The organism is Mesorhizobium terrae, assembly GCF_008727715.1.
Lineage (GTDB): Bacteria > Pseudomonadota > Alphaproteobacteria > Rhizobiales > Rhizobiaceae > Mesorhizobium > Mesorhizobium terrae.
In genome coordinates this window covers 3837219-3861466 of record NZ_CP044218.1, presented here as the reverse complement: position 1 = coordinate 3861466, position 24248 = coordinate 3837219, and the positions used below count along the sequence as shown (strand labels likewise).

The following is a 24248-nucleotide window of genomic DNA, read 5'->3' as shown; positions in this document are numbered from 1 at the left end:
CACTGCGCGCCGGGCCACCTTCTCCCGCAAGGGGAGAAGGTGAAGCCGCACTCACTTCTTCAGATTGAGCCCGACGCCCTTGTTCACGAACTGCAGCGTATAGGCCTTCTTGATGTCGATGCCGGCGGGCAGAACCTTGGCCTTGACCATCTTGTCGTAGAAACTCTGCATGCGTTCGTCGGTCATGGCGCCGATGCCGAGCTTCTCGCTCTCGCCGGAATCGACGATGCCGTACTTCTTCATCATCTCGATGGAGAAGGCGATCTGCTCGTCGTTGATGTCGGGATTGTCCTTCTTGATGGCGGCGTTGGCGGCCTTGTTGTCGCCGTAGAGGTAGTTGTACCAGCCCTTGGCCGAGCCATCGACGAAGCACTGCACCACCTCCGGCCGCTTGTCGATCGTGGTCTGCATGGCCTCGATGGTGGTGGCGTAGGTGTTGAAGCCGTAGTCGGCGAGCAGGAAGAGGTTGGGCTGGAAGCCGCCCTCCTTGGCCACCGCATGCGGCTCGGAGGTGACGTAACCCTGCTGGACCGACTTCTTGTTGGCGATGAAGGCAGCCGGGTTGAAGGTGTAGACGGCGCGCTTGGCGGGATCGAAGCCGAACTCGGAGACCATCCACAGGAAGAAGGAGGTCGCCCCCTCGTCGCCGATAATGTACTGGTCGGCCTTCGGCAGGTCCTCCCACTTGTCCAGGCCCTGGCCCGGATGCGCCATGATGACCTGCGGCTCCTTCTGGAAGGAGGCGGCGACGACGCGCAGCGGAATGCCCTGCTGCACCGCGTCGAAGGCCTGCAGCATGTTGCCACCCATGTAGAAATCGACCTTGCCGGCCAACAGCAGCGGCCGGCCGCTGCCTTGCGGCCCGCCTTGCTGGATGGTGACGTCCAGCCCGCAGGCGGCATAGGAGCCGTCGGCCACAGCCTGGTAGTAGCCGCCATGTTCGGCCTGGGCCAGCCAGTTGGTGGCGAAGATTACCTTCTCGTTCGCCGCCGCCGTCGACATCCAGCCGCCAAGCAGCGCCGCCGCGGCCACCATTGTTCCTGCCAATACCCGTGTCATCGATTTCCCCTTCCATCCGCCCGCAACGGGCACAAAGACACCGTCGATCGATCACGCAAGACACATGCCACCCAACCGGTGGCGGCATTGCGCCGACGGTGCCAGCCTTCGACCCGTGACGTGAACCCGTGACCTGCAGCTCCTGTCGCCATCGTGCCCATTTTCCGGGCAGCTGTCCATCAGCGCTTCGTGTTGAAAGTAATGCCGGCAGTGCAAAAGCAGTGCTTGAACCAAGCCCCCGCCCGGCTCTAGTTTCGCCGCCTCGGATGCGTCGAGATTAGAGCTGGTCGGCCGACCTCGCCCGGGTCTCAACGCGTCCCCAAAAGGAGACCGCCATGTTCCGATATCTGATGCCGAAGACGATCAAGCCGCCATTCGCGCGCTACAGCCACGGCGTCGAAGTGCCGGCCGGCAAGCGGCTCATCCTGTGCGCGGGCCAGGTGGCGATCACCGCCGACGACCAAATTCCCGAAGGCGTCGAGGAACAGGCCGAACTCTGCTTCAAGAACATCGCCGCGGTGCTGGCCGAGGCCGGCCTTGGCCTGAACGACGTGGTGCGCATCAATGCCTATGTCACCGACCGCGCCTATCTGAAACCCTATATGGCGGTGCGCGACCGGACATTTTCGGACCCGGCGCCGGCCTCGACGCTGATGATCGTCACCGGTTTCGCCAGGCCCGAATTCAAGGTCGAGGTGGAAGTGATCGCGGCCGGGTGAGAAACGGAACCTTCCCCTTCTCCCCTTGCGGGAGAAGGTGGCCGAGCCGGGCGGCGTAGCCGCCATTGGCGAGGTCGGATGAGGGGTGCTGGACGGAACGCCATGGTAGGATGAAATGGGGTGAGAGATATGGAATTGAAATGCCTCGTTTCTTCCAGCACCCCTCATCCGTCTCGGCGCAACGCGCCGATCCACCTTCTCCCACAAGGGGAGAAGGGAAATGCACCACCCCAGCAACGATGCGGAGACTGACATTATGACGAAAAGACGCGTGTGGTGGGGCGACTACAGGACCACCGAATATGCCTCGATCGACCCGGAAACGACGATCGCGGTGCTGCCGGTGGCGGCGATCGAGCAGCATGGGCCGCATCTGCCGGTGTCGACCGACACCTCGATCATGAACGGCATGCTGGAGACGGTGATCGCGCGCCTGCCGGCCGATCTCGACATCCGCATCCTGCCGGTGCAGGCGGTCGGCAAATCCAACGAGCATCTCGAAGCGCCGGGCACGCTGACCTTGCCGCCGGCGACGCTGATCGACGCCTGGACCGAGCTCGGCCTCTCCATCGCCCGCGCCGGGGTGAGGAAGCTCGTCATCGTCAACTCGCATGGCGGCAATGAAGAGATCATGGGTATCGTCACGCGCGAGCTGCGGGTGCGCGAAAGGATGTTGGCGGTGAAGACGAGCTGGTCGCGCTTCGGCCGCCCGGCCGGGCTCTACAGCGAGGCGGAAGACCGCTGGGGCATCCATGGCGGCGACTACGAGACCTCCATGATGCTGCATTTCCGGCCCGAGCTGGTCGACATGGGCAAGGCCGAGAATTTCGTCTCGAAGGTGGTCGAGGCCGAGAAGACGTTTTCGCTGCTGCGCCACACCGGCACCCATGCCTTCGCCTGGATGTCGCAGGACCTCAACCCGCATGGCGTGGTCGGCGAGGCCGCCAAGGCAACCGCCGACAAGGGCCGGCAGACCGCCGAACACCAGGCCGACGGCTTCATCACGCTGCTGAAGGATGTGCGCAAGGCGAGGTTGGATGAGTGGGTGAAGTAAGAGGCGCCTTATCTCCCCCCTTGCGGGGGAGAAAGCGATTTCAGCATCTTAGCGAGCACGCCCGCAGGGCGGCGCAGCTAAGTGCTAGAAATCGCAAGAGAGGGGATTTGCCGGCAATGCGTCAACCGGTCAGACCGTTACATCGTGGTTTTGCCCGCTCTATGCGCACTGATGCGACCAAGGCCGAGAACATGCTTTGGCAGGCCCTGCGCAACCGCCAACTCAACGGCCTGAAGTTCAAGCGACAGGTGCCGCTCGATGGCTACATTCTCGACTTCGCCTGTTTCGAGGCCAGGCTGATCATCGAGGTTGACGGCAGTCAGCACGCGGAACTGCAGCGGGATACAGTCCGCGATCGACATTTCGAGACGCGGGGATTCGGCATCTTGCGTTTCTGGAACGAGGAGGTGGAGAGGAACCTCGACGCGGTCTGCGGGGCGATCTTGCAGGCCGCCGACGGTCGCGGCTGAATATCCCCTCTCTTGCGATTTCTAGCACTTAGACTGCGCCGCCCTACGGGCGTGCTCGCTAAGATGCTGAAATCGCTTTCTCCCCCGCAAGGGGGAGATAGAGGCGCCAGCACCCTACCCTTCAATCTCCAGCTCGAACGGCACGCCCTCGAAGGCATCGGCGCCGCGGCCGATCGAGGCGATGGCGGCGACCATGCGGCCGTTGCGGCCAAGAATGTGGTCGGCCACGGCGACGAGGCGCGGATTGGGCGTCGCGGAGGGAGAGAGAAAGCGCAGCGTCCTGGCCAGTTCCAGCTCGTCGCGCTTCGGCGCCAGTGCCGCGGCGATGATATAGGCGGAAGCCGTCGAGCGGCTGATGCCGGCATAACAGTTCACCACCAGCGGCCGCGCGCGGTTCCAGCCCTCGGCGAAGGCAAGCAGCGCGCGCACATGCTCCTCGCCGGGCAGCGTCATGCCCTCCTGCGCCTCGGCGATGTCGTGCATGACCAGATGCAGATGGTTTTCCGGCCGGATCGCGGCGGGGCGCAACATGTCGGTGCCGGCGGCAAGCAGCGACAACAGCCGCTCGGCGCCGGCGCGGTTGACGGTGGCCTCGACCTTGGAGAGCGGGCAGACGATGATCATGCGCGGATCCTGTTTTGGCGAGCTTCGCCCGTCGCGGCCCAACCGGCAAGGGCGGCTTCGAGGCGGCGCCACTCGTCCTCGTTGCCGGGCAAGCCGGACCGCAGCGCATGCGGGCGCTGCGCGAAATGGCGCAAAAGGATGCCTTGCCGGCCGAGCGCTTCGAACAGGCCGGGCGCGCCGGCGAAATCGAGATAGCGGAACAGCGTCGTGCCGCCGGCGACCGTAACGCCATGGTGGGCAAACAGCGCATCGAGCCGCGCGGCATCCTCAGCCAGCCGCTGCCGCATCGCCTGCTGCCAGGCAATATCGCCGAGCGCCGCGATACCGTATTCCAGCGTCGGGCCTGCCACCGCCCATGGCCCAAGCTGGCTGTCGAGTAGTGCGGCCGTCGCCGTGTCGGCGAGCGCGAAGCCCAGCCGCACGCCGGCGAGGCCGAAGAATTTGCCGAAGGAGCGCAGTACCACCAGCCCGCCCCGCCCAATGTCGCCGGCGAGGCTGTCCTCGCGCGGGCCGACATCCATGAAGGCTTCGTCGACCACCAATAACCCGCCTTTGGCTTTCATCCGGGCGGCGAGCGCCAGCAGATCGTCGCGCGCGACGACGCGGCCGTCGGGATTGTTGGGATTGACCAGTATGGCCAGATCAGCCTCGGCAAGCGCCGCGAAATTTGTCACTTCGGCCACCTTATGACCGGCGACGGCGGCGGCGCGCGCGTGTTCGGCATAGGTCGGCGACAACACCAGCGCGCGACCGGGCGCCACCAGCGAGGCGACACGCGGCAACAGGATCTGGGTGCCAGGTGCTGCCACCACATTGGCCCGCGCCGGGGCGCCATAGGCGGTGGCGGCGACAGTCGCCAGCTCGGCCGACCTCGCCGCCTCCGGCAGTCTGGTGAAGGCGGTGGCGGGCGGCTCGAAAAGCGGATAGGAGTGCGGATTGATCCCGGTCGAGAGATCGACGAACGGTTCCGGTGCGCCAGGAAACAGCGCCCGCGCCCGGCCGAGGCTTCCGCCGTGATCCACCGCTGCAATCGCCTCGCCTGGAAGCCGCATGTTCGCCCTGACCGCCTTTCTGTCGCTGCTGATCGAATCTCGGCTCGGCTATCCCGACCGGCTGTTCCGTGCCGTCGGCCATCCGGTGACCTGGATCGGCGCCCTGATATCCTGTCTCGACCGCGGGCTCAACCGCGCCGCCGACAGCGACGCCGCGCGTCGCATGGCCGGCGTCTTTTCGCTGCTGGTCATCGTCATGGTGCCGGCAACCATCGCCCGCCTGGCCGAGACGGCGCTTTTGGCGCTGCCGCTCGGCATTGTCGCGGTGGCGCTGCTGGCGAGTTCGCTGCTGTCGCAGAAGAGCCTGGCTGCCCATGTCGAGGCGGTGGCGGACGCGCTGGACTCGGGCGGGCTGACGGCCGGCCGCAAGGCGGTCTCCATGATCGTCGGCCGCGACCCTGAAAAACTCGACGAGGCGGCGGTCGGCCGCGCGGCGATCGAAAGCCTGGCCGAGAATTTCTCCGACGGCATCGTCGCGCCCGCCTTCTGGCTGGGCATCGGCGGGCTGGCCGGCGGCGTCGCCTACAAGGCCGCCAACACCGCCGATTCCATGATCGGCCACCGCAGCGAGCGCCACGAGGCCTTTGGCTGGGCGGCGGCGCGCTTCGACGATCTGATCAATTTGCCCGCCTCGCGCCTGACCGGCCTTTTGATCGTCGCTGCCGCCTTCTTCGTCAGGGGTGCCGACCCGGCCGAGGCCTGGCGCGCCATGTGGCGCGACGCGCGCTTTCACCGCTCGCCCAATGCCGGCTGGCCGGAAGCCGCGATGGCAGGTGCGCTGGGTCTGGCGCTCGCCGGTCCACGCTCCTATGGCGGCGTGCTGGTCGAAGGCCGCCATATGGGCGAAGGCGGCCGCACCGCCGTCACCAGCGCTGACATCCGCCAAGCGCTCCGGCTCTATTGGGCGGCCGACATGCTGCTGATCGCGCTGTTCGGGGTGGTGGCGCTGGTGCTGTGGTAGGCGACGGCGGTCTTCCTTCTCCCCTTGTGGGAGAAGGTGGCCGAGCCGAAGGCGAGGTCGGATGAGGGGTGTTGGCCGGAGCGCAACTTACCCAAACCAGGATAGCGCCGAAGCAATTCTATTCTCGCGCCGTCTCGTTTCTTCCAACACCCCTCATCCGTCTCGGCGCTACGCGCCGATCCACCTTCTCCCTCAGGGGGAGAAGGGAAGTAAAGGTGCCTAAAACTCGATGCCCTGCTGCGCCTTCACGCCGGCGGAAAAGTGGTGCTTGGTGGCGCCCATTTCGGTGACGAGGTCGGCGGCTTCGACCAGCGACGGCTTGGCGTTGCGGCCGGTGACGACGACATGCAGCCCCTCGCGCCGGCCCTTCAGCGCCGCCACGACACGGTCGAGGTCGAGATAATCGTAGCGCAGCGCGATGTTCAATTCGTCCAGCACCAAGAGGCTGATCGACGGGTCGACCATCAGTTCCTCGACCTTGACCCAGGCGGCTTGCGCCGCCGCGACGTCGCGCTTCAGGTCCTGCGTTTCCCAGGTAAAACCCTCGCCCATCGAATGCCACACGACGCGCTCGCCGAAAGCCGCGAAGGCCTCGCGCTCGCCGGTGTGCCATTTGCCCTTGATGAACTGCACAACGCCGACGCGCCGGCCGTAACCCAGCATGCGCAGCGCCAGGCCGAAGGCGGCGGTGGTCTTGCCCTTGCCGGGCCCCGTGTTGACGATCAGCAGGCCTTTTTCGATTGTCTTTGCCGCCACCTCGGCGTCCTGCACGGCCTTGCGCTTGGCCATCTTGGCGCGATGGCGCTCGGCTTCCGCCTCGTCGATCCCGGTCATGTCATTTCACCTTGAGCGGCAGGCCGGCAACCGTCAGCACCACTTCACTGGCGACCGAGGCGACCTGCTGGTTGAGACGCCCGGCGGCGTCGCGAAAACGGCGGGCCAGCGCATTGTCGGGCACGATGCCCAGGCCCACCTCGTTGGAAACCACGAACCATGGGCCGCGCGGTTTGGCGAGCGTGGCGACAAGGCGCGCGCATTCGGCCTCGACATCGTGTTCGGCCAGCATGTGGTTGGTGAGCCAGAGCGTCAGGCAATCGACCAGCACCGGCCGCCCCGACGGCAAACTCGTGAGCGCGCCGACAAGGTCGAGCGGCGCATCGAGCGTTTCCCACCCTTCGCCACGGCGGGCGCGGTGATGGGCGATGCGCTCGCGCATCTCCTCGTCATAGGCTTGTGCGGTGGCAATGTAGGTCCACGGCGCCGGCAGCGCTGTAATGAGTTTTTCGGCATGCGCGCTCTTGCCCGAGCGCGCACCGCCGATGATGAAGCAAACGCTTTGCCGATCAGGCAAAGCTGTCGCGAAGGTTCGACGCCTGCCCGGTGAAGCGACCGCGCACGATGCCGACGACGGCGCCGAGCACCAGCCAGAACACCAGATTGGTGATGGTGACCGCCACCACGAACTGGTGGTGCAGGCCTTCCGGGATCGGCGTGTCGTAGCTTGCCGGCTGCGGCGCGCCGACGATGTGCGGCGCGACGATCAGCGCGACCGCCAGGATCGTCAGCGGCAGCGAGCGGCGGAAGGCGATCAGCGCCAGGCCGATCGCCGTTGCCACCACCGTTGCCACCCACCAGATCTGCCGGGGCAGAAGGTCGGCGGCGGGCATGGCCGGCAGTTCCGGCGGCAGGCCGAGGCCCGGCGCCAGCGTGAAGACGGCAAAGCCGGCCAGACCCCAGAACACGCCCTGGCGCCAGTTGCCGATGCCGCCGGCGAATTCCGAGAAGGCGACAAGGATCAGCGCGAAGCCGATGCCGGTGACGATATTGGAGACCACGTTGAAGGAGAAGCGCTCGGCGCCATCGGCGGGCGCCCAGCCTTCCTCTTCGGCCGGAGCGGCGGCGGCCGGGGCCGGCGTGCTCATGGCGGTGGTGGCCGCGCCGGCATCAGCCGCGGGAGCAGCCGGCGCCGGATGCTCGTGACCGCCGCCGGCCTGTTCATAGACCTCGGCCTTCAGGATCAGCGGAACGGTGGCATAGGCCTGCAGGCAGGCGAGCACGATGCCGGCCAATAGCCCAGCGATCGCCGCGACGAACACGACGTTGCGAAAAACAGACATGGTGGGTTCCCCCTGGTTAGTGGCAGGGGAACGCCATCGAGTGGCGTGCATCGTGGGCGGCGTTGTGCACGGCCTCGATATGCGAGAAGCCAGTGAAGCCGACGATGAAAATGCCGAGCAGGCCGGCCAGCGCCAGTTGCAGGAAGCGCGACTGCGAGGAGGTCGAGGCGCCGAGGGAAATGGTTGCGGTATTCATGGTCTGTCCTTTCGCCCTCCACCCGAGGGCATTGCCATCATTGCTGTCGCCGGCAGGTCTCCTGGCTTGCGGATCTGCGCCCTTCTCCACCTTCCCGAGGCGAACCTCAGTGGCATTGGAGAGGACTACCGCTCACAGTTGCGGGGGCAGCCACGGTTTCGGACGGACATTTTCTTCCCTCCCCACCGTATTCCCTCTTGGTCCCGAAGGGACCGACGACATCGTGGACTATAGGGAGAATTGCGCCGCCCGGCAAACCAAATTCCGCCATCGGTGGATGCAGAAGCGTCATCGTGCGGACCGGGCGCCATCCCTTCTCCCCTTGCGGGAGAAGGAAAGGCGCTCGCTACATCGACTTCGGCAGGTAGCGCCAGGTGACAAGGCCGCAGACGGCGGCGAGGCAGCCAAGCGTGGCGAAGACCGAGCCCAGCCCGAAAAAGGCCAGCACCACGGAATAGACCAGCGGCGGCGTCAGCTCCGAAAAGTCGAGATAGGTGCGGTAGACGGCCGCCATCTGCGGACGCTCATAGGTGCGCACCGAGCGCATGAAGGCGGTGGAACCGATGGCATCCAATGCGATGGTGAACAGGGCGCCGACCAGCAACAGGCCGGCAGTGGCGAGCGGCACGAGTTCGCCGATGGCGCCGGCCAGCCAAAGCGATATCGCCATCCCGGCAAAGGCGAGCGTCATCACGTTGCGGGCGCCGTAGCGTTTGCCCGCCCTGCCCCAGAAGATCGCCAGGAACAGCATCGCGTTGCCGGCCGAAACCAGCAGACCGCCAGCCAGCTTGCCCTGGCCGGTGATGACCATGAACAAGGGACCGTAGACGAAGAAGGTGGTCCAGTAGCAGGAGCGGCCGAAGGCGATCAGCCAGGCGAGCCTCAGCCGGGGCTGGCGCACGAAGCGGCCGATATTGGCGAGCGGATTGATGGGTCGGCTCTTGCCCGGCACGATCATCGGGTTGTCGCCCAGCCGGTAGTACCAGAACAGCGCCAGCAGGCAGAGCGCGAACACCGCGACCGCGCCATGCGCGGCATAGATGCCGTAATGCGTGTAGAGGAAAATGCCGAGCGTCGGACCGGTGGTCCAGGCGATCATCGACCACGCCATGCGCAGCGACTCGGCCTGCATCAGGTCCGCCTTGCGGATATGATCCATGATGTAGAGGTTGAGCGTGATCGACAGCGCGCTCGCCCCCATCACCCGGCACAGCATGCCGAAGATCTGCCCCGGCAAGGAATGGGTGACGAAAAACAGCGAGCCGATGGCGAGCAAAAGCGCGCCGGCGGTGTAGACCCAGCGGCGCGCGAAGCGGTGGATCAGCATCGGCATGAACAGCGTCGCCGACAGGCCGAGCAACGAGACGATGGTGTAGAGGATCGACACCGTCTGCTCGTTCTTCAGGATCTCGTAGGCCTGGATGGGAATGACCGAGGCGATCGTCGCCCGGGCGCAGGATTCGATCGAATAGAGCGAAGCGAAGGTGCGCGCATCCGCCGGCGGTACGGCCGGTAGCCAGATGGGATGGCGGACATGCGTGGACATGAATTCTCGAATTCGCGACTCGTGAAGGAAATCTGCGTCGGCGACGCTCAGGCCAGTAGCAGGAAACCGACGCACTCGTGCCCGATTGCGAAGCCGGCCAACGGGTTTGCGCGATTTGGCACAATGAGGTCTTGCACCGCCTCGTTCCTTGCAGCCCACTCACCCGTCTCGGCGCTGCGCCGAGCCACCTTCTCCCGCGAGGAGGAGAAGGGAAAGCCCTCGCCTCGCCATTCTTGTTTCACCCGCATCCGTGCTAGGCATGGCCCAGTCGCAATTTCCGAATCCCGCCGCATGAGCCTCGAAACCTCGACCTCCCCCTCCCGTCGCATTCCGCTGATCGACGTCCTGCGCGGCGTGGCGCTGTTGGCGATGGCCAGCTACCACTTCACCTGGGATCTCGAATTCTTCGGCTATACCAGCCTTGGGCTGACCGCGCACGGCCCGTGGAAGATCTATGCGCGCTGCATCGCCTCGACCTTCCTGTTCCTGGTCGGCGTATCGCTGCTTCTGGCGCATGGCGAGCGCATCCGCTGGCCGGGTTTCTGGAAGCGGCTGGCCATGGTGGTGGCGGCGGCGGCCGCGATCACGCTGGTGACCTATTTCGCCACGCCGGGAAGCTTCATCTTCTTTGGCATCCTGCACCAGATAGCGCTCGCCAGCCTGCTCGGCCTTCTCTTCCTGCGCCTGCCGGCGCCGGTGACGCTGGCGGTGGCGGCGCTGGCGGTTGCCGCCCCCTTCTATCTGCGCTCGCCCTTGTTCGACCATCCGGCGCTGTTGTGGGTCGGCCTGTCCACGGCCGATCCGCGCTCGAACGACTATGTGCCGCTGTTTCCCTGGTTCGGCGCCGTGCTGGCGGGTATCGGCGCGGCGAAGCTTGCCAAGGCCGCCGGCCTGTTCGAGCGGCTGGCGCGCGTCTCCACCGGCCAGGCGCTCAACCCGCTCTCCTTCATCGGCCGGCATAGCCTCGCCTTCTACCTCCTCCACCAGCCGGTTCTGATCGCCTCAGTGTGGCTGTTCGCGCAAATCTGGCCGGCACCGGCGCAGGACCCGAAGATCGGCTTCCCCAAAGCCTGCCAGGCCTCGTGTCTCGAGAGCCGCGACGCCGCCTTCTGCGTGCGCTATTGTGGTTGCATGCTGACTGCGGTCGAGAAGGACGGATTGCTGGCCGGCATCATGAAGGGCGACCCATCGGCCTCGACCAGAGCCCGCATCGGCGACCTGGCCAGCACCTGCACCGCCCAGACCGATGACGCGATGAGTACGGGAGAGCCGCAATGACCGACACCGCCGCACGCCTGCCGTTTCCGCTGCCGCCAGTGATCTTCCTGGTCGCGCTGATTGTCGGCATCGGGCTGGACATCGTCTACCCGCTGCCCTGGTTCGGCGACGTTCTGGGCGACATCCTGTTCGGCTTCGGCTGGCTGGCGGCGCTCGGCGCGGTGGCGTTGTGGTTCACCGCCATCCGCATGATGTTTCGGGCCAAGACGCCGCTGAACCCGGTCGCCATGCCCACCCAGCTGTTGACCGGCGGTCCGTTCGGCATCAGCCGCAACCCGATCTATCTGTCGCTGGCCACACTCGTCATCGGCATCGCCCTGATCACCGGCAATCCCTGGCTGATACCGCTCGCCTTCATCGCCGGCTTCGTCACCCAGAAAGCGGTGATCGAGCGCGAGGAAAAGACGCTCGCCGGCAAATTCGGCAAGAAGTATCACGACTACGCCAAGCGCGTGCGCCGCTGGATATGAGCTAGCGATTACGCCCGTGTGGCTAGTCACTCACAACTCACACTATTCAAGCGCGGAGCATATTAGGCAGCCGCAACCTGTCGCGCCGTCATTCCCGACCTCGTGAGGGAGCGAAGCGACCGGAGAGTGTCGGGAATGACGGAAATCTCGGCCGGCTGCCCGAAATCAGGTGGCTCCGGGATTAACCCGCCCGTTCGATACGGATGACCTGCGGCTTGTCGGTGAGATGACCATCCTTGGTGATGCCCTCGACCGCCTTGCGCACCGCCGCTTCCGTGGTTTCGTGGGTGACGAGGATGACGGTCTTCTTCTCGGCCGCCTCCGGCCCGACCGCGTGCTGCACGATCGATTCCAGCGAAATGTCGTTGTCGGCCATGCGCTTGGCCACCGCCGCGAAGACGCCGACGCGGTCGTGCACGGTCAGCCGGATGAAATAGCCGCCGGCGTGGCTGCGCATCTGCGCCTTCTTGTAGGTCTTGAGCTCCTTGGCCGGGCGGCCGAACACCGGTCCGTGCTGGAAGCCGGGGCGGCTCTTGGCGATGTCGGCAAGGTCGCCGACCACCGCGGACGCCGTGGCATTGCCGCCGGCGCCGGGGCCGGAAAGCAGCAATTCGCCCAGAATGTCGGTCTCGATGGCCACCGCATTGGTGACGCCATGCACCTGCGCGATCACCGAAGCGGTCGGCACCATGGTCGGGTGCACGCGCTGCTCGATGCCGCTTTCGGTGCGCTGAGCCACGCCCAAGAGCTTGATGCGGTAGCCGAGCTCGGCGGCGGCGCGGATGTCGGCCTGGCTGATGTTGGAGATGCCCTCCAGATAGATGTCGTCGGCCGCGATCTTGTTGCCGAAGGCAAGGCTGGTCAGGATCGCCAGCTTGTGGGCGGTATCGTTGCCCTCGATGTCGAAGGTCGGGTCGGCTTCGGCATAACCCAGACGCTGGGCGTCCTTCAGGCATTCCTCGAAGGTCAGGCCCTCGGCTTCCATGCGGGTGAGGATGTAGTTGCAGGTGCCGTTGAGGATGCCGAAGACCCTGGTGACCGAATTGCCGGCCATCGCCTCGCGCATGGTCTTGATGACCGGAATGCCGCCGGCCACCGCCGCCTCGTAGTTGAGCAGCACGCCCTTCTTCTCGGCGATCTCGGCCAGCGCCACGCCATGCTTGGCGAGCAGCGCCTTGTTGGCGGTGACCACATGGCGGCCGGCCTCGAGCGCGGCCTTGACGCTTTCGCGCGCGGCTCCCTCGTCGCCGCCGATCAATTCGATGAAGACGTCGATCTCGTTGGAACGGGCGAGATCGACCGGATTTTCGAACCACGAGACGGTGGAAAGGTCGACGCCGCGGTCCTTGTTGCGGTCGCGCGCCGAGACGGCTGTGACGGTGATGGTGCGGCCGCACTGGCGGGTGAGCTCGGCCGCCTTTTCGGTGAGCACGCGCACGACCGAGGCCCCGACGGTGCCGAGGCCGGCAATTCCAACACGCAAGGATTCAGCCATGATGGACGGCCCCTCTTTCTCGATCTTTCAGGATGATTGGTGGCAGGCGGCTCAGCGATGCGCCGCCAGCGGCACCACGTTGTTGGGCTGCTTGGCGACGGTCGCCAGGAACTTCTTGATGTTGCGGGCCGCCTGCCGGATGCGATGCTCGTTCTCGACCAGCGCCAGGCGCACATAGTCGTCGCCATGCTCGCCGAAGCCGATGCCCGGCGCCACCGCCACGTCGGCGTGCTCGATCAGCAGCTTTGAGAATTCCAGCGAGCCGAGATGCTTGAACGGCTCGGGGATCGGCGCCCAGGCGAACATCGTCGCCGCCGGTGCCGGAATGTCCCAGCCGGCGCGGCCGAAGGCGTCGACCATCACGTCGCGGCGCTTGTGATAAACGTCGCGCACTTCCTCGATGTCGGTCCCGTCGCCGTTCAGCGCGGCGGTCGCCGCCACCTGGATCGGCGTGAAGGCACCATAGTCGAGATAGGACTTCACCCGCGTCAGCGCCGCGATCAGGCGCTCGTTGCCGACGGCAAAACCCATGCGCCAGCCGGGCATGGAGAAGGTCTTCGACATCGAGGTGAACTCGACCGTGCAGTCGATGGCGCCCGGCACCTGCAGCACCGAGGGCGGCGGGTTGCCGTCGAAATAGATCTCCGAATAGGCGAGATCCGACAGGATGATGATGTCGTTCTTCTTCGCGAAGGCGACGACGTCCTTGTAGAAGTCGAGCGTCGCGACATAGGCCGTCGGGTTCGACGGATAGTTGAGGATCAGCGCCAGCGGCTTCGGGATCGAATGGCGCACGCCGCGCTCCAGCGCCGGAATGAAGCTGTCATCGGGCTTGGCCTGCAGCGAACGGATGACGCCGCCCGACATGATGAAGCCGAAGGCGTGGATCGGATAGGTCGGATCGGGGCACAGGACCACGTCGCCCGGCGCGGTGATGGCCTGCGCCATGTTGGCGAAGCCTTCCTTGGAACCGAGCGTGGCGACGACCTGGGTGTCGGGATTGAGCTTCACGCCGAAACGGCGGGCATAATAATTGGCCTGGGCGCGGCGCAGGCCGGGAATGCCGCGCGAGGAGGAATAACGATGCGTGCGCGGATCGCGCACCACTTCGCACAGCTTGTCGACGATGGCCTTCGGGGTGGGAAGGTCGGGATTGCCCATGCCGAGATCGATGATGTCGGCGCCACGGGAGCGCGCGCTGGCCTTCAGGCGATTGACCTGCTCGAAGACGTAGGGCGGAAGACGGCGGACCTTGTGAAATTCTTCCATGTCAGTTCCAGCGATCGAGGGGCGCGCTTGGCGGCGCCCTATATACTCATTTGCAATTCGGGTCGAGGGCGGGGTCGCACTTGGCGCCGATCTGCTTCAGCGCATCCTTGGCGTGATTGGCCTTCAGCGAATCGAGCTGGGCCGCGTCCGCCGCCGCCGTCGTGTCGCCGGGGTTCGCCTGCGCCGTCGACTTGGCGGCGGTGAGCTGCGCCAGCTTGGCGTTCTTCTCGGCGTCGGTGAACTGGGTCGCCGCGTTCTGCGGCCTGAGGTTGAGGTTGGGGAAGGAACCGGTGTCCTTCGGCCCGGTCACCGGGCCGTCCGACAGCGCCACGGCATTCTGGTTGCGCGTGCTGGAGCAGCCGGCAACGGCAAGGCTGCCGAAAATAGCGGCCGCGAGCGCCAGCCGACCGGCGGCGCCAAGAACCTGACCAACACGATCCGTCATTTCACCTTCCCGCAATGGCCGGCCAAGGTCATCCATTTGATAGATTCCGACCCTATTGCCTATTGGCTCCTATTCGACCTTGCATGATACTATGTCAAGAAAACGCTTTCGGGAGGAGCTGCTTAAGTCATGGCCGACAGACCCGATGCAGGCAAGACGGACACTGGTGATGGCGCTTCCGTCGAGCAGTATCTGGTAAAGGACCCGGAGCGCTTCGCGCTCAACATGGCCCGCATGATCGAGCAGGCCGGCAAGGCGGCTTCCGCCTGGGCCGAGCCGCGCGAAAAGGGCGAGGTGCGCGACAGCGTTGCCGAGCCGATGGCCGACATGGTCAAGACCTTCTCCAAGCTGACAGAATATTGGCTGGCCGACCCGAAACGCGCGCTGGAAGCGCAGACGCGGCTGTTCGCGGGTTACATGGGCGTCTGGGCCAACGCCATCCAGCGCGTCGGCGGCGTCGAGGACGAGGCCGCGGGCGTCAAGCCCGATCGCGGCGACAAGCGCTTCCAGGACCCGGAATGGGGCAAGAACGCCTTCTTCGACTTCCTGAAACAGGCCTATCTGGTGACGTCGCGCTGGGCGAACGACCTGGTCGAGCACGCCGAGGGGCTGGACGAGCACACCCGCCACAAGGCCGGCTTCTATGTGAAGCAGGTGTCCAACGCCATCTCGCCTTCCAACTTCATCCTGACCAATCCGGAGCTGTTCCGCGAGACGGTGTCCTCGCATGGCGAGAACCTGGTGCGCGGCATGAGGATGTTCGCCGAGGACATCGCCGCCGGCAAGGGCGACCTGAAGCTGCGCCAGGCCGACTATTCGCAGTTCGAGATCGGCCGCAACATCGCGGTGACGCCGGGCAAGGTGGTCGGCCGTTCCGACGTCGCCGAGATCATCCAGTACAGCCCGGCGACCGAGACGGTGCTGAAGCGGCCGCTGCTGATCTGCCCGCCATGGATCAACAAATTCTACATCCTCGACCTCAACCCGGAAAAATCCTTCATCCGCTGGGCGGTCGAACAGGGCCACACCGTCTTCGTCATCTCGTGGATCAACCCCGACGAGCGCCACGGCACCAAGAACTGGGAGGCCTATATCCGCGAAGGCCTGCAATATGGCCTCGACATCGTCGAGAAGACGACCGGCGAGAGGGAGGTCAACGCCATCGGCTATTGCGTCGGCGGCACGCTGTTGGCGGCAGCACTTGCGCTGCTTGCCCAGGAAGGCGACGACCGCATCCGCTCGGTCACCTTCTTCACCACCCAGGTCGACTTCACCTATGCCGGCGACCTCAAGGTGTTCGTCGACGAGGAGCAGGTGGCGGCGCTGGAACAGGCGATGCGCGGCAAGGGTTTCCTCGACGGCACCAAGATGGCGACCGCCTTCAACATGCTGCGCTCGGGCGACCTGATCTGGCCCTACGTGGTCAACAACTACATGCGCGGCAAGGAGCCCCTGCCCTTCGACCTTCTGTACTGGAACGCCGATTCGACCCGCATGGCGGCGGCCAACCACTCCTTCTACCTGCGCAACTGCTATCTGGAGAACAATCTCTCGCAGGGCCGCATGGAGCTTGCCGGGCGCACCGTCTCGCTCTCAGACATCACAATTCCCGTCTACAACCTCGCTTCCAAGGAAGACCACATCGCACCGGCCCGCTCGGTCTTCCTCGGCTGCCAGTATTTCGGCGGCCCTGTCGATTACGTGATGGCCGGCTCCGGCCACATCGCCGGCGTCGTCAACCCGCCGGCGCTGAAGAAATACCAGCATTGGACCGGCGGCAAGCCGGTTGGGCGATTCGAGGACTGGCTGGTCTCCGCCACCGAGAACCCAGGCTCCTGGTGGCCCCACTGGCAGCGCTGGATCGAGGCGATGACCGACGACAGGGTGCCCGCCCGCATCCCCGGCAAGACCTTGGAACCGCTGGGCGACGCGCCCGGCAGCTATGTCAAAGTCCGAGTGTAACAATCTGTAATGTGTGGTGAGTTGACCCGCGCGTCAAAGCGGGCGAAATGAGCACGTCAATCACAAAGTTGACGCAAATCACGCAGGCCAGCACGATTTCATAAAAACGCTTGCGGATTTGTCACAGGTCTCGTTTCCGATCGCGGAAACTCGATCATTCGGCGACGCCCCGCGCGTCGGTAAAATGACGGTTCGGATCGGTTAGCGAGGGGGAATTCGGATTTGAGCACAGACAAGCCGCGCCTCGCGAAGGGAGAACGCCGCGCTATTGCGGCGGCATTGTGCTCGCTGCTGCTGGCCTCGTGCACCTCCACTGGCGAACCGGTGCTCAACGTCGCCTCCCCTGCCTACAACAACACCGCCCATGCCGGCCCCACGACCGCGCCAGGGGCTGCAACCGTCGAGACCGCCGCCGGCCCCGCTCTTGCCGCCACGGGCCCGCAGGTCGCGGCGGGCCAGCAAACGGCCCCGCAGCCGCTGATGGCATCGACCGGCGACACCATGCTGCCCGACCAGGTCGCTTATCTGCCCACCGCCAAGCCTGGCACCCACCCCTTCCCGCTGACGGTTCCCGCCGACGCGCAGACAATCGCCGGCAACACGCCGCAGCAGCTCGTCGCGCCCGCGCAGACCGAAGAGCAGACCGCCGATGCCGCCGCCAAGGTGGCCGCCGGCAGCGCCGCCGTGCTGGCCCAGAAACCGGCAAGCCAGACGGCGCAGGCCGCCCAAGGCCAGACGCCTGAGATGAACCATCCGGTCTACGTCACCGCCGGTGAAATGCCGGCAGCGCCGGCCAAGTCCGAGAAGAAGGGCTTCCTCGCCTCGCTGTTCGGCTCGTCGCCGGCCAAGGCCGCACCGGCAGCCGCCAAGGCGCAGCCCGTGACGCCGGCCGCGCAGCCGGCGCAGGCGCTCATCCCCGAGCAGAAGTCGGCCAAGCCGATCATCACGCTGGCCTCGGCCACTGCCGGACAGAAGCAGGCGATGCTCGCCTCCGTCGACGGCGCCTCCGCCTTCAACGGCCTGCCCGGCGTGCGCAAGACCGCTCTGTTCGAGATCACCCGCCGCTCCGGCACCTATGACGAGAGCGACGTCGACCTGAACGAAAACGATAGCGGCGCCTATCAGGTGGCTTCGGCCGCCGGCATGGCCCGGCTGGCACCCAACGGCCTCTTGAAGCAGACCGAGAGCGTCGATGTCGCTTGCCTCAAGCCCTCGCTGGTGCGCGTTTTGAAGCAGATCGAGGGCCATTACGGCCGCAAGATGGTGGTCACCTCCGGCTATCGCAATGAGGACCGCAACCGGCAGGCACGCGGCGCCAAGAACTCGCTGCACATGTATTGCGCCGCCGCCGACATCCAGGTTCCCGGTGTCACCAAATGGGATTTGGCGACCTATGTGCGCTCGCTGCCCGGCCGCGGCGGCGTCGGCACCTATTGCCACACCGATTCGGTGCATGTTGACGTCGGCCCCGAGCGCGACTGGAACTGGCGCTGCCGCCGCCGCGGCTGAGCCGGATATAAGACACAACCGACAGGCATGAGAGTTCAGCGCGCCCCTTCGGACGCGGCAAGGCACACTCCAGCACTTTGCCCTGGCGCATGACCCTTTCTCGAAATCGATTCCGATCTTGGCGGCATACGCCCATTCGAACGGGCCGAGGAACGCAGCGCGATTCGCAAACCTCGGTCGCCGATCGCAACCGGACACCTGCCGGCTAGGGTAACCGGCGCCCACGCAGGCAAAAGCGCGTGGCCTTGCCCCGCCCTAGCAGCCGAATCTCCGGGCCTTGCCAGCCACGATTTTCGCCCGAGCATGCCGCCTGCACGGGTTTCATGGGCCCAAAAGCTCGTTTGCGGCATCCATTGGGGACGGATTACCCTGCAAACACCGGGGTTTAGGCTCGGCAGGCGAGGCTTTCTCCGCAAAGCATCAAAAAAATGCAGAAAGCCGGTTTTGACGGGTTGCCCGCCGCCCGCATCGCCACTATAAGCCGCCTTGGCTGCGCCCATCGTCTAGCGGTTAGGACACCGCCCTTTCACGGCGGTAACAGGGGTTCGATTCCCCTTGGGCGTACCAATTTCCTCACAAGATGAAACCTTCAGCGACCTATCGTTTAGGTCGTTTAAAGCGGCGCACCAACACGGCTTTGGTGTCCCGGAGCCGGACTTCCTTATCCTTCACAGTCACTTGCTGAACGATGAGGCGGGCAACGGCCTGCTGAACTCAGGCAGGCCGTTGCGGAGTTTGTCGGAAGGCAGATGCGATCGCCTGTCGATTTTCCGGGTCTATCGAAGGCACGTTGTTGGCATTGATAGAGCGCATGGCCTACGACCCAGTGCAAGGCGCAAACTGGCTTTGCGCCCGAGATCTCGGCCGCCCCATACAGCCCCGTGTTAGTTGGAAACCGGGCTACCTCTGACGATTTCGGTCAACAACGGCTTGTTGAATGCCAAACCTATGATCCAACTGGTTCCCTTCCCGCTGTCGGCTCTCCTTTCCGGTCAATCGATGCTTCGGCCCCAATCAATCGAGCTTTCACCAAACCGTAGATGGCCGGAATGACGATCAGCGTCAGGACGGTTGACGATATCATGCCGCCGATCATCGGCACGGCGATGCGCTGCATCACCTCGGAACCCGTCCCCGTGCTCCACAGGATGGGAACCAGCCCGGCCATGATGGCGACGACCGTCATGATCTTGGGCCTCACGCGCTCCACCGCACCCAGCATGATTGCCTGGTGAAGATCGGCGCGTGTGAACGGCCGCTTTTCCTCGGCGCATTCCTGCTTCAGCTCGGTCACGGCCTGTTCCAGATAAATGAGCATGACCACGCCGGTCTCGGCGGCGACACCGGCAAGCGCGATGAAGCCGACGGCGACCGCCACCGACATGTTGAAGCCCAGCCACCACATCAGCCAGACCCCGCCGACGAGCGCGAATGGCAACGAGGCCATGACGATCAGCGTCTCCGTCAACGCCTGGAAGTTGATGTAGAGCAGCAGGAAGATGATCAGCAGCGTTACCGGAACGACGATCTTCATGCGTGCCTCGGCGCGCTCCAGATATTCGAACTGACCGCTCCAGCCGATGCTGTAGCCGGGTGGCAGCCGCACCTCGGCCGCGACCGCCTTCTGCGCATCGGCGACATAGCCGCCAAGGTCTCGTCCGATGATGTCGACGAAGATGTAGGTGGCGAGCTGGCCGTTCTCGGTGCGGATCGACGTGGCTCCGCGCTTGAGCTCCACCTTCGCCACCTCACCAAGCGGCACGGCGCCACCACCCGGCAGCGGCACCTGCACGTCGGTCTCGATCGCGACCGGGTTCGACCTCATGTCCCGCGGATAGCGGATGTTGACACCGTAGCGCTCGCGACCTTCCACCGTGGTGGTCACGGTTTCGCCACCGAGCGCCGTCGCGATCACATCCTGCACGTCGCCGACCGACAGCCCGTAACGGCCGAGCACCTGCCGGTCCGGGACGATGTCGAGATAATAACCGCCGACGACGCGCTCGGCATAGGCGCTCGACGTGCCCGCAACAGCTTTCAGGACGCGTTCGATCTCGCGCGCAACCTTTTCCATCCCGGCAAGATCGGGACCGAACACCTTGACGCCGACCGGCGTGCGGATGCCCGTGGAAAGCATGTCGATACGGGCGCGGATCGGCATGGTCCAGGCGTTGGACACGCCGGGGAACTGCAACGCAGCGTCCATCTCGGCTTTCAGGCTGTCGATCGTCACACCGGCGCGCCACTGATCCTTGGGTTTGAGATTGATGATGGTCTCGAACATCTCCGTCGGCGCCGGGTCGGTCGCGGTCGCAGCCCGCCCGGCCTTGCCGTAGACCGTGTCCACCTCCGGGAAGGATTTGATGATGCGGTTCTGCATCTGCAGGAGCTCGGCCGCCTTGGTCACCGACAGACCGGGCAGCGTCGTCGGCATGTACATCAGCGTGCCTTCATCAAGGCTCGGCATGAATTCGGAACCGAGCTGGCGCGCCGGCCAAACCGAGACGGCGAGCACCAACAGGGCGAGCAGGATGGTCGGCAATTTCGCGCGCAGGACAAGACGGATCACCGGCCGGTAAAGCCAGATCAGCAGGCGGTTGATGGGGTTCCTGTGCTCGGGAATGATGCGGCCGCGCACGAAAACCACCATCAAGGCCGGCACCAGCGTGACCGACAGCAGCGCTGCCGCAGCCATGGCAAACGTCTTGGTGAAGGCGAGCGGACCGAAGAGCCGGCCTTCCTGCGATTCCAGCGTGAAGATCGGCAGGAAGGAGACGGTGATGATGAGCAGACTGAAGAACAGTGCCGGCCCGACCTCGCTTGCGGCATCGATCAGGACCTGCACGCGCGGCTTGCCAGGTTCGGCCCGCTCCAGATGCTTGTGGGCATTCTCGATCATGACGATGGCGGCATCGATCATGGCGCCCACGGCGATGGCTATACCGCCGAGGCTCATGATGTTGGAGCCAAGCCCAATGGCCTTCATGCCGGCGAAGGCGATGAGGATGCCGACCGGAAGCATCAGGATGGCCACGAGCGCGCTTCTCAGGTGAAGCAGGAAGACCACGCAGACCAGCGCAACGATGATGCTTTCCTCGATCAGCGTCCCCTTCAGCGTCTCGATCGCTGCCTCGATAAGGTGCGAGCGATCATAGACGGGGATGATCTCGACGCCCTTGGGCAGGCTTGATGCCGCATCGGCGAGGCGCTGCTTGACGTTCTCGATGACGTTCAGCGCATTGGCGCCGAAGCGCTGCATGACGATGCCGGAGGCGACCTCCCCTTCCCCATTCAGTTCGGTAATGCCGCGCCGTTCGTCCGGGCCGATCTCGACGCGGGCGACGTCGCGCAAGCGCAGCGGCACGCCCTGATCGGTCTTCAGGACGATATCCTCGATATCGGCCGGCGACTTTATGTAGCCGCGCCCGCGCACCATGAACTCGAATTCGGAAAGTTCGAGCGTGCGTCCGCCGACGTCACGATTGCTGGCGCGAACGGCATCGCGCACCGCCGCCAGCGAGAGCCCCTGGGCGCGCAACCGCAGCGGATCGACGACAATGTTGTACTGCTTGACGAAACCACCGACACTGGCGACCTCGGCAACGCCTTCAGCCTTCGAAGCGACATAACGCACGCTCCAATCCTGCAGCGCGCGCAGTTCGGCGAGCGTCATTTCCTTGGCGACGACGGCGTATTGATAGACCCAGCCGACCCCGGTGGCATCCGGCCCCAGGCTGGGCGTGACACCCGGGGGCAAACGCTGGGCAGCGGCATTCAGATATTCAAGCACCCGGCTGCGCGCCCAATAGGGATCGGTGCCGTCCTCGAAGATCACATAGACGAAGGAGACGCCGAAGAAGGAAAAGCCGCGCACCACCTTGGACTTCGGAACGGTGAGCATGGCCGTGGTGAGCGGATAGGTGACCTGATCCTCGACGACCTGCGGTGCCTGGCCGGCGTAGTCCGTATAGACGATGACCTGAACATCGGAGAGATCGGGAATAGCGTCGAGAGGCAGCGTCTTCAGCGCATAGAACCCGGCGGCGACCGCAAACAGGGTGCCGACGAAGATCAGGACGAGATTGCGGGCCGACCATGCGATAAGCTTGGCGATCATGGCTTGACCTCCTCGCCGGTCATGCCACTCAACGCGGCTTTCAGATTGCTTTCGGCGTCGATCAGGAAATTCGCGGCAACCACCACCTTGTCGCCGGATGCAACGCCGGCGCGGATTTCGGTGAAGCCGCCGCCTTGCCGGCCAACCTCCACCGCGCGCGGTTCGAAGCGCCCCTCGCCCTTGTCGACGATGACGACCTGCCGGGTTCCCGTGCTGATCACGGCGCTGTCGGGAACGGCAACGACGCGGTCGTCGGAACCGCTGGCGATCTCGACATCGGCATACATGTCCGGCAACAGCACGCCATCGGGATTGGCGAGCTCGATCCGCACCTTGGTCGTGCGGGTCGCTGTCGCGACCTGCGGATAGATCAAGGTGACGCGGCCGCCGAATGTCCGGCCAGGCAGGCTGCGCAGCCGCACCGTGGCCGCGGCCCCGACCTTGACGGCGCCGAGCTGATATTCGGGAACATCGGCGACAATCCAGATCGTCGAAATGTCCGCGATGCGGAACAGCACGTCGCCCGACGCTGCCTTCATGCCCTCGACGGCGTTTCGTTGAAGCACGATACCGTCGCGCGAAGCCCGCCAGGTGATGGAGAGCGGTACTTTTCGCGTCTGCTCGATTTCGGCGATCGCATCGGGCGGAACGCCGAGATTTTCAAGCCGCTGGCGCGCACCGCCCAAAGTGCTGTTGTGCGTGGCGGCGCCGAGATCGTTGAGGAACTGCGCACCAGCCGCCGCGATTTCGGGCGCATAGAGCTGGAGCAGCGCCTGCCCCTTGGTGACCCGATCGCCGGTCGTGACCTCGGCGACCTTGTTGACGAAGGCGTCCGCACGCGTGCTGACAACGGTAACGCGCCGCTCGTCGAGCTGGATGGTCCCCGGCACGCGCACGCTGGCGACAATGGCCTTGTCGACCGCTGTCGCGGTGCGCACGCCCGTCTGCTGGAGCCTACCCACGGCGACCTTGATCGACGAGCCGCCCGCCCCCTCGCTCTCATAGACAGGGATGTAGTCCATCCCCATCGAATCCTTCTTCGGGGTGGGCGACGTGTCCGGCAGCCCCATGGGGTTGCGGTAGTAAAGGACGCGGCCTTTGTCCGCGCCGGGAGTTGCCGAAGCTGCCTCCTTCACTGGAGCGCCGGTGTCGAGGCTGACGTCCTCGCCGGCATAGACCGCGAGAAATTCGCGGCCGTCGGCTGTCTTGCGTGGAGCGGCCGAATAGAATGGCCGCCCGTCCGGATCACGGTAGTAGATCACGCGTCCGGTCTTTGCTGCACCGCCTGCTTCCGGCGATGCATTGGCTGGCTCCATCTCGGAAACCAACCGGGCCCAGCCAGGCAGCGCGAGATCGCGACGGCCTGCTTCATAACCACCGATCCCGGCCGCCAGAACGGCAGCCGGGACGAGGCTCATCGCGAGTGCCCGCTTCATGGCAGGACCTCGACGACGAGCTTGTTTTCAAGCGTGCCGGTCTCGCCCTGCACTTTCGCGACGAGTGACAGACGCCATCTGCCTTCCATGCTCAGGGCCGCCTCGAACTTGTAGGTTCCAGGCTCGGCCGATGGCAGCGGCTTGATGGGCGCCGCCATCATCTCCATGCCGTCGGGCGCCATGTCGATCCGCTGCGCGAAGACCACGGCATCCGGAACAGGCGAGCCGTTTCGTTTGTCGACCAGCCGGACCGCGACCTCGACCTTTTGCCCCTGTTTCACGCTTTTCTGGATGAGCTGGAATTCGTAGTCGGTGACGGCGGCATGGGCCGCTGTCGTCGACTGCGTCCAGACAAGGCCGATCGTCATCGCGGCAGCGATGTATTTGTTCACTGAAGTTGTCATTTGGATATCTCATAACGTTCGTTGAACGCGCAAATGCGCGGCGACGCGCGCCGTGAGGCAATCAC

Annotated in this window: 22 protein-coding genes, 1 tRNA gene and 1 riboswitch; of the genes, 9 read left to right on the top strand and 14 right to left on the bottom strand. The window is 65.1% G+C overall.

Annotation, left to right across the window (positions count from 1 at the left end; all coding sequences use genetic code 11):
* Positions 1 to 51 precede the first annotated feature (51 nt).
* Positions 52 to 1059 carry an ABC transporter substrate-binding protein gene (locus FZF13_RS19850; RefSeq protein ID WP_024926782.1) on the bottom strand — a complete coding sequence of 336 codons (1008 nt, stop codon included), beginning with the start codon at positions 1057 to 1059 and terminating at the stop codon, positions 52 to 54.
* A 335-nt stretch (positions 1060 to 1394) separates the two neighbouring features.
* On the opposite strand from FZF13_RS19850, the gene FZF13_RS19845 reads away from it, so the two are divergent.
* From FZF13_RS19845 to FZF13_RS19835, 3 genes are all read left to right on the top strand, one after another.
* A complete protein-coding gene (locus tag FZF13_RS19845; protein WP_024926781.1) occupies positions 1395 to 1778 on the top strand; it encodes a RidA family protein in 384 nt (127 codons plus the stop codon).
* Between the two features lie 256 nt (positions 1779 to 2034).
* Positions 2035 to 2832 carry a creatininase family protein gene (locus FZF13_RS19840; RefSeq protein WP_024926780.1) on the top strand — a complete coding sequence of 266 codons (798 nt, stop codon included), beginning with the start codon at positions 2035 to 2037 and terminating at the stop codon, positions 2830 to 2832.
* A 191-nt stretch (positions 2833 to 3023) separates the two neighbouring features.
* Positions 3024 to 3302: an endonuclease domain-containing protein gene (locus tag FZF13_RS19835; protein WP_425505491.1), complete on the top strand. Its 279-nt coding sequence runs from the start codon at positions 3024 to 3026 to the stop codon at positions 3300 to 3302.
* A gap of 114 nt (positions 3303 to 3416) precedes the next feature.
* Here the strand turns inward: FZF13_RS19835 and FZF13_RS19830 are convergent, their stop codons facing one another.
* Entirely contained in the window at positions 3417 to 3926 is a 510-nt protein-coding gene (locus FZF13_RS19830) for a tyrosine phosphatase family protein (protein ID WP_024927114.1), read from the bottom strand.
* Positions 3923 to 4978, bottom strand: a complete 1056-nt coding sequence (cobD, locus tag FZF13_RS19825) for a threonine-phosphate decarboxylase CobD (protein ID WP_024927115.1) — start codon at positions 4976 to 4978, stop codon at positions 3923 to 3925. Before cobD ends, FZF13_RS19830 begins: the two co-directional genes overlap by 4 nt.
* Between cobD and cbiB the strand changes: the two genes are divergently transcribed.
* Positions 4977 to 5939 (top strand): adenosylcobinamide-phosphate synthase CbiB, encoded by a 963-nt coding sequence (gene cbiB / locus FZF13_RS19820; RefSeq protein WP_024927116.1) that lies wholly within the window; start codon positions 4977 to 4979, stop codon positions 5937 to 5939. The genes cobD and cbiB overlap by 2 nt on opposite strands.
* A 219-nt stretch (positions 5940 to 6158) precedes the next feature.
* Here the strand turns inward: cbiB and cobO are convergent, their stop codons facing one another.
* The 5 genes from cobO to FZF13_RS19795 all read right to left on the bottom strand — a co-directional run bounded on the left by cobO (position 6159) and on the right by FZF13_RS19795 (position 9798).
* A complete protein-coding gene (cobO, locus tag FZF13_RS19815) occupies positions 6159 to 6773 on the bottom strand; it encodes a cob(I)yrinic acid a,c-diamide adenosyltransferase (protein WP_024927117.1) in 615 nt (204 codons plus the stop codon).
* A 1-nt stretch (position 6774) separates the two neighbouring features.
* Positions 6775 to 7290 carry a bifunctional adenosylcobinamide kinase/adenosylcobinamide-phosphate guanylyltransferase gene (gene cobU, locus FZF13_RS19810; protein ID WP_065998066.1) on the bottom strand — a complete coding sequence of 172 codons (516 nt, stop codon included), beginning with the start codon at positions 7288 to 7290 and terminating at the stop codon, positions 6775 to 6777.
* Positions 7283 to 8056 (bottom strand): CbtA family protein, encoded by a 774-nt coding sequence (locus tag FZF13_RS19805; protein ID WP_024924629.1) that lies wholly within the window; start codon positions 8054 to 8056, stop codon positions 7283 to 7285. The genes cobU and FZF13_RS19805 overlap by 8 nt, the downstream gene beginning before the upstream one ends.
* Positions 8057 to 8072: 16 nt before the next feature.
* Positions 8073 to 8252 carry a CbtB domain-containing protein gene (locus FZF13_RS19800; protein WP_024924628.1) on the bottom strand — a complete coding sequence of 60 codons (180 nt, stop codon included), beginning with the start codon at positions 8250 to 8252 and terminating at the stop codon, positions 8073 to 8075.
* A gap of 34 nt (positions 8253 to 8286) precedes the next feature.
* Positions 8287 to 8484: riboswitch (cobalamin riboswitch) on the bottom strand.
* Between the two features lie 114 nt (positions 8485 to 8598).
* On the bottom strand, positions 8599 to 9798 hold the full coding sequence (locus tag FZF13_RS19795) for an MFS transporter (protein ID WP_024924627.1): 1200 nt from the start codon (positions 9796 to 9798) through the stop codon (positions 8599 to 8601).
* Positions 9799 to 10089: 291 nt separating this feature from the next.
* On the opposite strand from FZF13_RS19795, the gene FZF13_RS19790 reads away from it, so the two are divergent.
* Together FZF13_RS19790 and FZF13_RS19785 are read left to right on the top strand one after the other, a co-directional pair.
* Positions 10090 to 11076: an acetyltransferase domain-containing protein gene (locus tag FZF13_RS19790; protein WP_024924625.1), complete on the top strand. Its 987-nt coding sequence runs from the start codon at positions 10090 to 10092 to the stop codon at positions 11074 to 11076.
* A complete protein-coding gene (locus FZF13_RS19785; RefSeq protein ID WP_024924624.1) occupies positions 11073 to 11546 on the top strand; it encodes a methyltransferase family protein in 474 nt (157 codons plus the stop codon). The genes FZF13_RS19790 and FZF13_RS19785 overlap by 4 nt, the downstream gene beginning before the upstream one ends.
* Positions 11547 to 11727: 181 nt before the next feature.
* Here FZF13_RS19785 and FZF13_RS19780 read toward each other — a convergent pair whose 3' ends face one another.
* From FZF13_RS19780 to FZF13_RS19770, 3 genes are read right to left on the bottom strand one after another with little or no spacing between them, the layout of a single operon-like run.
* Positions 11728 to 13041 (bottom strand): homoserine dehydrogenase, encoded by a 1314-nt coding sequence (locus tag FZF13_RS19780; RefSeq protein WP_024924623.1) that lies wholly within the window; start codon positions 13039 to 13041, stop codon positions 11728 to 11730.
* Positions 13042 to 13092: 51 nt separating this feature from the next.
* Positions 13093 to 14310 (bottom strand): LL-diaminopimelate aminotransferase, encoded by a 1218-nt coding sequence (locus FZF13_RS19775; protein ID WP_024924622.1) that lies wholly within the window; start codon positions 14308 to 14310, stop codon positions 13093 to 13095.
* A 46-nt stretch (positions 14311 to 14356) separates the two neighbouring features.
* Positions 14357 to 14755: a hypothetical protein gene (locus FZF13_RS19770; RefSeq protein WP_024924621.1), complete on the bottom strand. Its 399-nt coding sequence runs from the start codon at positions 14753 to 14755 to the stop codon at positions 14357 to 14359.
* 129 nt (positions 14756 to 14884) lie between these two features.
* Here FZF13_RS19770 and phaC point away from each other — a divergent pair, with 129 nt between their 5' ends.
* From phaC to FZF13_RS19755, 3 genes are all read left to right on the top strand, one after another.
* On the top strand, positions 14885 to 16717 hold the full coding sequence (gene phaC / locus FZF13_RS19765; RefSeq protein ID WP_024924620.1) for a class I poly(R)-hydroxyalkanoic acid synthase: 1833 nt from the start codon (positions 14885 to 14887) through the stop codon (positions 16715 to 16717).
* Between the two features lie 222 nt (positions 16718 to 16939).
* Entirely contained in the window at positions 16940 to 18226 is a 1287-nt protein-coding gene (locus FZF13_RS19760; RefSeq protein WP_036255055.1) for a D-Ala-D-Ala carboxypeptidase family metallohydrolase, read from the top strand.
* 492 nt (positions 18227 to 18718) lie between these two features.
* Positions 18719 to 18793 (top strand) — tRNA-Glu (locus FZF13_RS19755).
* A 379-nt stretch (positions 18794 to 19172) separates the two neighbouring features.
* Here FZF13_RS19755 and FZF13_RS19750 read toward each other — a convergent pair.
* The 3 genes from FZF13_RS19750 to FZF13_RS19740 are packed head-to-tail and all read right to left on the bottom strand — an operon-like array spanning position 19173 to position 24183.
* Positions 19173 to 22343 (bottom strand): efflux RND transporter permease subunit, encoded by a 3171-nt coding sequence (locus FZF13_RS19750; RefSeq protein WP_024924618.1) that lies wholly within the window; start codon positions 22341 to 22343, stop codon positions 19173 to 19175.
* On the bottom strand, positions 22340 to 23779 hold the full coding sequence (locus FZF13_RS19745) for an efflux RND transporter periplasmic adaptor subunit (RefSeq protein WP_024924617.1): 1440 nt from the start codon (positions 23777 to 23779) through the stop codon (positions 22340 to 22342). The genes FZF13_RS19750 and FZF13_RS19745 overlap by 4 nt, the downstream gene beginning before the upstream one ends.
* Positions 23776 to 24183 (bottom strand): FixH family protein, encoded by a 408-nt coding sequence (locus FZF13_RS19740; RefSeq protein WP_024924616.1) that lies wholly within the window; start codon positions 24181 to 24183, stop codon positions 23776 to 23778. The genes FZF13_RS19745 and FZF13_RS19740 overlap by 4 nt, the downstream gene beginning before the upstream one ends.
* Positions 24184 to 24248 lie beyond the last annotated feature (65 nt).